General features: G+C 68.0%; 7 protein-coding genes and 1 pseudogene. 5 read left to right on the top strand and 3 right to left on the bottom strand.

Annotated elements, in window-relative coordinates; genetic code table 11:
- A partial coding sequence (locus AOZ49_RS02670) for a DUF1513 domain-containing protein (protein ID WP_054474241.1) occupies window positions 1–851 on the top strand: 851 nt, incomplete at its 5' end.
- Between the two features lie 112 nt (window positions 852–963).
- Window positions 964–1,797, top strand: a complete 834-nt coding sequence (locus AOZ49_RS02665) for a mechanosensitive ion channel family protein (protein WP_054474240.1) — start codon at window positions 964–966, stop codon at window positions 1,795–1,797.
- Window positions 1,798–1,921: 124 nt separating this feature from the next.
- Here AOZ49_RS02665 and AOZ49_RS02660 read toward each other — a convergent pair whose 3' ends face one another.
- Window positions 1,922–2,683, bottom strand: coding sequence for an IclR family transcriptional regulator (locus AOZ49_RS02660; protein ID WP_054431521.1), 762 nt, complete (start codon window positions 2,681–2,683; stop codon window positions 1,922–1,924).
- 161 nt (window positions 2,684–2,844) lie between these two features.
- Between AOZ49_RS02660 and AOZ49_RS02655 the strand changes: the two genes are divergently transcribed.
- On the top strand, window positions 2,845–3,834 hold the full coding sequence (locus AOZ49_RS02655) for a Bug family tripartite tricarboxylate transporter substrate binding protein (protein WP_054474239.1): 990 nt from the start codon (window positions 2,845–2,847) through the stop codon (window positions 3,832–3,834).
- A 69-nt stretch (window positions 3,835–3,903) separates the two neighbouring features.
- Here the strand turns inward: AOZ49_RS02655 and AOZ49_RS02650 are convergent.
- A pseudogene (locus AOZ49_RS02650) lies at window positions 3,904–4,696 on the bottom strand (RNA methyltransferase).
- A 121-nt stretch (window positions 4,697–4,817) separates the two neighbouring features.
- Between AOZ49_RS02650 and AOZ49_RS02645 the strand changes: the two are divergent.
- Both AOZ49_RS02645 and AOZ49_RS02640 read left to right on the top strand, forming a co-directional pair.
- Window positions 4,818–5,603: an inositol monophosphatase family protein gene (locus tag AOZ49_RS02645; RefSeq protein WP_054474238.1), complete on the top strand. Its 786-nt coding sequence runs from the start codon at window positions 4,818–4,820 to the stop codon at window positions 5,601–5,603.
- Window positions 5,604–5,840: 237 nt separating this feature from the next.
- Window positions 5,841–6,959 carry a PDDEXK nuclease domain-containing protein gene (locus tag AOZ49_RS02640; protein ID WP_054474237.1) on the top strand — a complete coding sequence of 373 codons (1,119 nt, stop codon included), beginning with the start codon at window positions 5,841–5,843 and terminating at the stop codon, window positions 6,957–6,959.
- A 49-nt stretch (window positions 6,960–7,008) separates the two neighbouring features.
- Here the strand turns inward: AOZ49_RS02640 and AOZ49_RS02635 are convergent, their stop codons facing one another.
- Window positions 7,009–8,019, bottom strand: coding sequence for an FAD:protein FMN transferase (locus tag AOZ49_RS02635; protein WP_054474236.1), 1,011 nt, complete (start codon window positions 8,017–8,019; stop codon window positions 7,009–7,011).
- Window positions 8,020–8,049: the final 30 nt, after the last annotated feature.

Raw genomic sequence — 8,049 nt, 5'->3', positions numbered from 1 at the left:
CGTTCGACCTGCGCGGCGAGCGCGCGCCGCTCGAACTGCCATTGCCCGAGGACCGTCATTTCTTCGGCCACGGCGCCTATTTCGACGGCGCCCGCCTGCTGGCCGCGACCGAGAACGACTTCGACGGCGGCCGCGGCGTGCTGGGCATCTATGACGCCTCGCCGGGCGGCGGCTACCGCCGCGTCGGCGAGTTCGACAGCGGCGGCATCGGTCCGCACGAAGTGGTGCTGATGCCCGACGGCAAGACGCTGTGCGTGGCCAACGGCGGCATCCTGACCCACCCCGACTACGGCAAGCTCGAACTCAACCTGGACACCATGCGGCCGTCGCTGGCCTATATCGACACGGCCAGCGGCCGCCTGCTGGAAAAGGTCGAACTGGCGCCGGCACTGCATCGCCTGTCGATCCGCCACCTGGCGCTGGCGGCCGACGGCACGGTGTGGTTCGGCTGCCAGTACATGGGCCCCGCCGGCGACCGGCCGGCCCTGGTCGGCCGTCACCGGCGCGGCGCCCAGCCGGAACTGTTCGCCGGCCCGGCGCCGACGCTGCGCGAGATGCGCAACTACGTCGGCTCGGTGGCGGCGGACGCGGCCGGCGGCATCATCGCCACCTCCAGCCCGGTGGGCGGGCGCGTGCTGTACTGGGACGCGGCCAGCGGGCGCTGGCTGGGCGAGACGCGGCTGGCCGATGGCTGCGGCGTGGCGCCGGCGCAAGGCGGCGGCTTTCTCGTCAGCAGCGGCCTGGGCGCCATGCTGCGCACCGACGCCGCGGGCGCCGAGCAGCCGTTGCTGGCGCCGTCGCGCGAGCGCGCCTGGGACAACCATTTCCGCCGGGCGTCGGACGCGGCCTGAGCGGCCGCGTCCTTACAAAGCTTGACACAACGAGGGGCCGCCGCGGCCCATTCCTTCAAGCGCATCTGATAAAGTTTTCGGCTGTCTTTTTTTGCAAGAGGGAGCGACAACGATGGAAGACGCCTTGAAGGAATTCAATGCCTGGGCGCCCAAGCTGGTGGACCTGGGCATCAATCTGCTGGTCGCTTTGCTGATCCTGGTCATCGGCTGGTGGGTCTCGGCGCTGCTGGGACGCTGGGTGCGGCGCATCGCCACCCGTTCCAGCAAGATCGATCCGACCATCGTGCCGATGTTCTACAGCACCGTGGTCTGGGCGGTGCGCATTTTCACGCTGATCGCGGTGCTGGCGCGCTTCGGGGTGCAGACCGCCAGCCTGATCGCGGTGCTCGGCGCCGCCGGCCTGGCCGTCGGCCTGGCGCTGCAGGGCACGCTGCAGAACATCGCGGCCGGCATCATGCTGCTGATCCTGCGCCCGGTGCGCGCCGGCGAATACGTGGGCCTGAGCACCGGCGCCGAAGGCACGGTCGAAGAGGTCGGTCTGTTCCTGACGCGCCTGATCCAGGTCGACGGCATCCACCTGACGCTGCCCAACAGCACTGTCTGGAACGCCACCATCACCAACTACAGCCGCAACAAGACGCGCCGCCTGGATATCCCGGTGCCGGTGCGCTATGGCGACGACCTGAACGCGGTGCTGGCCAAGCTGCAGGGCATCGTCGCGGCCAACCCCAATGCGTTGAAGGATCCGCAGCCGCTGGTCAAGGTGGTGGACTACAAGGAAAACGGCGTGGTCGTGAACGTGCGCGTGTGGGCCGAGGCCGGCAAGTACTGGGACCTGCGCTGGGGCCTGTACCAGGAAATCCGCAGCTCGCTGGAGGCCGCCGGCTTCCAGGCGCCGATCCCGCTGCGCGAGATCCAGAATCCCAAGACCGGCGCCCCGGCCTGACAGGCGGCGCCAACGAAAAGGGCGTTCGCGCGATGCGCGGACGCCCTTTTTTTCATTGTGGCCGGCGCGGACATCATGCCGCGCGCGGTCGTGGCATCGTCGGCGCGCGGCCGTGCGGACCGCGTCAGGCCTGCACGGCGAGCCGCGCCAATTCGGCCTTGATCCAGCCGGCGATCTCGCGCTGGCGCTGGGCCGGCATGCGGTCGATGATGGCCGTGACGCTGACCGCCAGCAGCGGCGCGCCATGGCTGTCGAGCAGGGCGCAGCCCACGCCCAGCGCGCCGCGCACGGCGTGGTTGCCCACCACCGAATAGCCGCGCGCGCGGGTGTTTTCGATCAGGCGGAACATTTCCTGAGGCGTCATGCCGCCGTATTCGTCGAGCCGGCTGGAATTGCGTTCGACGATGCCGCGGGCGACGTCGTCGGACAGCGCCGCCAGCAGCGCCATGCCGCCCGAGCCCACGCCCAGCGGCTGGCGCTTGCCGGCGTAGGTCGCCAGGATTTGCACCGGATAGCTGCCGATCTCGCGATGCAGGCTGATGGAATCGTCCTCGTCGCGCACCACCAGGAACACGGCGTCGCCGGTGCGGTCGGCCAGGCGCCGCAGCACCGGCAGCAGCTGGCGCACGCGCGGGTCGCGAGATCGGGTGTCGGGGTCCACCGCCAGCTGGGCGCGGTATTTCTTGGTGCCCGTCACCGGCAGCACCAGGCCGGCGTCGAGCAGGGCCGCCAGCAGCCGGTAGATGGTGGGGCGCTGAATGCCCGTCAGGCGGGCAATATCGGTCACGCTGAGGCCGTCAGGCCCCTGGTCCCGCAGGGCGGCCAGAACGGCCAGCCCGCGCCGCAATGTGCGTGGGCCTGCGGCCGCGGCATCGCTGTCTTGCATGCAACTCTCTGAAAACTTGGGGGTTATTGCGTCTTGGTCAAGGGAAAACCATAGTCCGTAGCGTGGACTCTACCTTGATGCTCCTCTCGTGTATAGATCAGAATGCAGCATCCAATAATTCAAATCGTCCATGTAATGGACAGTATCAGCACGGAGACTATATGATGACCGGTCAAAAGCCTGGACTGCGGCGTCTTGCCGCCACGCTACTGGCTACCGCCGCAAGCGCTTTCGCCATGGGTTCCGCCCAGGCCGCCTATCCCGATAAACCTGTCCGCATCGTGGTCGGCTTTTCCGCCGGCGGCACCACCGATGTGATCGCCCGCATCATGGCCAAGGAGCTCACCGAGAGCCTGGGCCAGTCGTTCGTGGTCGAGAACAAGCCGGGCGCCGGCAGCAACATCGCCACCGACCAGGTGCAGCGCGCCGCGCCGGACGGCTACACGCTGCTGTTCGTGGCCGTCACCAGCGCCATCAACCAGACGCTGTACAAGAACGTCACGTTCGGCCTGACGAAGGACTTCACCCCCGTGGCGCTGGGCGCCAAGGTGCCGAACATCCTGGTGGTCAACCCCCAGGTGCCGGTCAAGACGGTGCAGGAACTGGTCGATTACGCCAAGAAGAACCCGGGCAAGCTGGCGTTTGCCTCGTCGGGCAGCGGCACCTCGATCCACATGGCCGGCGAGCTGTTCAAGATGCAGGCCGGCATCGACGTGCTGCACGTGCCCTACAAGGGCAGCGCCCCGGCCATCACCGACCTGATCGGCGGCCAGGTGCAGTTCATGTTCGACAACATGCCGTCGGCCTGGCCGCACGCCCAGTCGGGCAAGCTGCGCGCGCTGGCGGTGACCACGGCCGAGCGCTCCAAGAGCGCGCCGGACCTGCCCACCATGAAGGAAGCGGGCTTCGCCAACTTCGACGTGTCGTCGTGGTTCGGCCTGATCGCGCCGGCCGGCACGCCGCCCGACGTGGTCAACAAGCTCAACGCCGCCATGGTCAAGGCGCTGGACAAGCCCGAAGTGCAACTGGCCTTCGAAAAGCTGGGCGCCGTGGGCGTCAAGACCACGCCGGCCGAATTCGGCCAGTTCATCAAGTCGGAAGTGGAAGGCTGGGCGCCGGTGGTCAAGGCGTCGGGCGCCAAGGTCGACTGAGCGCGCGCTTCGTGCCGCGGCGGGTCAACCGCCGGTGGCCGATGACGGGGGACGGGCGGATGCCCGTCCCTATTTTTTTGTATCGTCGTCGCGGCGGGCCGTCGCCAGCATCGCGGTGCAGACGCCGCGCATCATGTCGACCTCGTCGCGGGTCAGGGCGACCCGGGAAAAAAGGTGCCGCATGCGCGGCAGCAGCTTCTTGGGATGGGCCGGGTCCAGGAAGCGCACGCCCACCAGCGCCTCTTCCCAGTGCGTCAGGAAGGCCTGCACCGCCTCGCCGGAAGCCGGCTCGGCGCCGCGCGAGGGCGCCTGCGCGGTCGACGCCGGCAGCAGGGCGGCGCCCTGGTCCACCAGCAGCGCGTAGCGCAGCTCCCAGGCCGCCAGTTGCAGCGCCTGGGCCACGTTCAGCGAGCTGTACTCGGGGTTGGCCGGGATGTGGCAGATGCGGTGGCACAGCCCGATCTGGGCGTTGGTGAGGCCGGCGCGCTCGGTGCCCAGCACGATGGCGGCACAGCCCTCGGCGGTTTCCGCCAGATGGGCGCAGGCCAGGTCGGCCGCCTGGCGGATGTCGCAGGGCGGGGGGGGCGAGGTCACGCACCCGGGCGGTCAGGGCGAACGCCAGGGTCACGGGCGCCAGCGCCTCTTCCAGGGTATCGTAGATGCGCGCGTTTTCCAGCACGTCCAGGGCGCCGCTGGCCAGCGCCACGGCTTCCGGCTGGCTGGTCACATCGGCGAATTTGGGCCCCACCAGCACCAATTCGGAGAAGCCCATGGTCTTGATCGCACGGGCCGCCGAACCGACGTTTCCGGGGTGGCTGGGGTTCACCATAATGAAGCGAACGCGTGAAAATGCTTGAGTCATTTAAAATGGCACGTTTGGCTTAGTGCCTTCCTGGTTTTTTGGGCCGTTTTCCCCCTGTCGGGGCGGCGGCGGACCCGGGAGGGCGGCTAGCGGCCTACCCACCGCATACGTACGGAATTTTATGCACCCGATGCTCAACATCGCCATCAAGGCGGCCCGGCGTGCCGGCACCATTATCAACCGTGCCAGCATGGATTTGGAACGACTCAGCGTGGCTCGCAAGGGGCCGCGCGATTATGTCACGGAAGTCGATCGCGCCGCCGAGGAGTCCATCGTCGAGACGCTGCGCGCCGCTTATCCGGATCACGCCGTCCTGGGCGAGGAATTCGGCTTGCAGGGCCCCGACCAGGCCGAGTTCCAGTGGATCATCGATCCGCTGGACGGCACCACCAACTTCATCCACGGCCTGCCCAACTACGCCGTGTCGATCGCGCTGACCCAGCGCGGCCAGGTCACGCAGGCGGTCATCTATGACCCGTCGCGCAACGAACTGTTCACCGCCAGCCGTGGCAGCGGCACGTTCCTGAACGACCGCCGCGTGCGCGTCTCGGGCCGCACCCGCTACCACGAGGCCCTGCTGGGCGCGCACTGGCCCAACTCGGGCGACCTGGAACAGGGCTCGGCCCGATTCCGCGCCATGGCCGAAGGCAGCACCGGCGTGCGCCGCCTGGGCGCCACCGTGCTGGACCTGGCCTATGTCGCCTGCGGCCGCCTGGACGGCTTCTGCGGCGTCGGCCTGAAGCCCTGGGACCTGGCGGCCGGCAGCCTGATGGTGCTGGAAGCCGGCGGCCTGGTCGCCGACTTCGACGGCGAGCAAGGCTGGATGGACTCCGGCAACGTGCTGGCCGCCAGCCCGAAGATCTTCACGCAGATGCTGTCGGCGCTGAACCCGACGCCGGCTGGCTGAGCGCGCTTCGTCGTCTCCACAAGAAACCGGCCTCGCGCCGGTTTTTTGTTTTGGGTGATGCGGTTTCGTCGTGTCTTGCGAGAACGGCCGGGGTGGACTGATTGCTCACGGTTCGGCCGGCCGCGGCCGGGTTCATGCGCTAAGGTCACGCCGGGAGTGACGCGGGGTGCCCGGCACCGAACGAATGGTCTGCCGGTGAGGAAGACGCCTGCGTCTTCCTCATACGGAGGTGATCGCATGACAGGAAAAACGTCGATGCGGCCGGGCCGGGCCGGCGCATTGCCGGCCGGCTATGCCGGTATTCACGGCGATATCGTTGAACTACTCGATAGCGCTCGCCGGACCGCGGTCCGACGGGTCAATGCACTGATGACGGCGAGTTATTGGGCGATCGGCCAACGGATCGTCGACGCCGAGCAGAAAGGCAGGCGGCGGGCCGGCTACGGGGAACAGTTGATTCAACGGTTGTCCATTGACCTGACCGCCCGGTTCGGACGCGGATTCAGCGCCGACAACCTGGAGAACATGCGGGGATTCTTCCTTGCCTATCCTCCATCTGCAATTTCCGAGACAGTGTCTCGGAAATTCGACCTATCCGATCTGGCCCAGGCATTCGCACTGCCATGGTCGGCGTACGTACGGTTGCTATCGGTCAAGGATGGCCAGGCTCGCCGGTTCTACGAGGCGCATGCGCTGCGTGGCGGCTGGAGCGTGCGCCAGCTCGACCGGCAGATCGAAAGCCAGTTCTACGAGCGCACGGCATTGTCCAGGAACAAGGACGCGGTGCTGGCCAAGGCAGCGCTCGCGATGCCCGCGGATGCTGTCACCCCGGATGATGCGATCAAGGATCCGTATGTGCTGGAGTTTCTCGATCTCAAGGACGAATACTCGGAATCCGACCTGGAAACCGCCCTGACGCAGCGTCTGGAAGGTTTCCTGCTGGAACTTGGGGACGGCTTCACCTTCGTGGGACGGCAGCGTCGATTGCGCATCGACCAGACCTGGTATCGCGTGGATCTGCTGCTGTTTCATCGCAGGCTGCGCTGCCTGGTCATCATCGATCTGAAACTCGGCAGCTTGACCCACGCGGATGTGGGCCAGATGCATATGTACTGCAACTATGCGAAAGCGCACTGGGCGCTTGCTGACGAGAATCCACCGGTGGGGCTTATCCTGTGCGCGGACAAGGGCCGTGCGCTGGCGCAGTATGCGTTGGACGGACTGCCAACCCAGGTCATGGCAGCCAACTACCGTACCGTGTTGCCGGATGCTGCGTTGCTGCAGAGGGAACTGGAGGCCACGCGCAGGCGGTTCGAGGCGCGCGAATCGCGCAGCGCCCGCAAGCGAAAATCGTAGCCGCCGGTTCAGCGTTTCCCCATTCGGCAGGCGGTCGGTGTGCGTTGGGTCACCCTTCGCCGCCCTGCGACACCAGCCCACCCTCGAGCGGCACGAACCACGCCCGCAGCCCCAGCTCGCGCACGATCGGCGCGGTCGCCTGCAGCGGCATCTGCGAGAACGCGGTGGACAGGGCGTCGGCCATGGTGGCGTTGGGCGCCATCACCGACACGCTCTGGTAGCGCGGCTGCGCGGCGCCGGTGCGGGGGTCGAACAGGTGTGTGTAGCGGCCCGCCGCATCCAGGGCGGTGCCGTAGCCGCCTGAGGTGGCCAGTGCCTGGTTGCGCACGGGCACCGAAGCCAGGATCCGCTGCGGCGCCCGGGGGTCGGCCAGCCCGACCCGCCAGTCGCCGGGCGACGCGCGGCGGTCCAGCCCGCGTATCTCGCCCATGTCGACCAGCGCGCGTTCCAGCCCGCCTTGCCTGAGCAGGCGCGTGATGCAATCGGTGATGTAGCCCTGGGCGATGCCGTTGAGCGTGATGCCCATCCCGGGCCGTTGCAGCGCGATACGACGGCTGTCCAGCGTCACGGCGTGATACGAGACGCGCGCCAGGGTCTGCGCCAGTTCGGCTTCGGACGGGCCTTGCGCTGCCGCGCCGGCCCGCGCGAAATGGCTGGCATACAGCTGCCAGAGCGGCTGCACGGTGGGGTCGAAGACGCCATCGGTCAGGCGGCTGTAGCGCAGTCCGTCGCCAAGCAGGCGCAGCAGGTCGGCGGGCGGATCGGCCAGGTAGCCCTGCCGGTTCAGCCGCGCCAGCGCGCTGTCGTCGCGGTACAGGCTGAATATGCCTTCCAGGCGATGCAGTTCTGCCAGCGCCTGCGCGATCAGTTGCCGCGCGGTGCGCGGGTCGGGATGGTAGAGCCGCAGCTCGGCATCCGCGCCTAGCGCGACGCCTTGCCAGGTGGTGGGAGCGATCGCGGCGGATGCGCGGCGCAAGGACAGGGGGGCGAGCGCCAGCGCGGACGTCGCGGCGGCGATGCCGATGAAACGGCGGCGGCGGGGATTCATGGCGGTGGGCATGGCGGAATGGAGCGGCGTGGGGCGGCGGGC

This window comes from Achromobacter sp. 2789STDY5608615 (genome assembly GCF_001298995.1).
Taxonomy (GTDB): Bacteria; Pseudomonadota; Gammaproteobacteria; order Burkholderiales; family Burkholderiaceae_B; genus Achromobacter; species Achromobacter insuavis.
Note: the sequence above shows the minus strand (reverse complement) of the source record. Positions and strands in the feature narration are given on the sequence as shown.

What these genes read in the sequence shown, in the direction of transcription:
- AOZ49_RS02665 (WP_054474240.1), top strand. Translation starts at nt 964, where the DNA reads ATGGAAGACGCCTTGAAGGAATTCAATGCCTGGGCGCCCAAGCTGGTG.
- AOZ49_RS02635 (WP_054474236.1), bottom strand. Translation starts at nt 8,019, where the DNA reads ATGCCCACCGCCATGAATCCCCGCCGCCGCCGTTTCATCGGCATCGCC.
- AOZ49_RS02660 (WP_054431521.1), bottom strand. Translation starts at nt 2,683, where the DNA reads ATGCAAGACAGCGATGCCGCGGCCGCAGGCCCACGCACATTGCGGCGC.
- AOZ49_RS02640 (WP_054474237.1), top strand. Translation starts at nt 5,841, where the DNA reads ATGACAGGAAAAACGTCGATGCGGCCGGGCCGGGCCGGCGCATTGCCG.
- AOZ49_RS02645 (WP_054474238.1), top strand. Translation starts at nt 4,818, where the DNA reads ATGCACCCGATGCTCAACATCGCCATCAAGGCGGCCCGGCGTGCCGGC.
- AOZ49_RS02655 (WP_054474239.1), top strand. Translation starts at nt 2,845, where the DNA reads ATGATGACCGGTCAAAAGCCTGGACTGCGGCGTCTTGCCGCCACGCTA.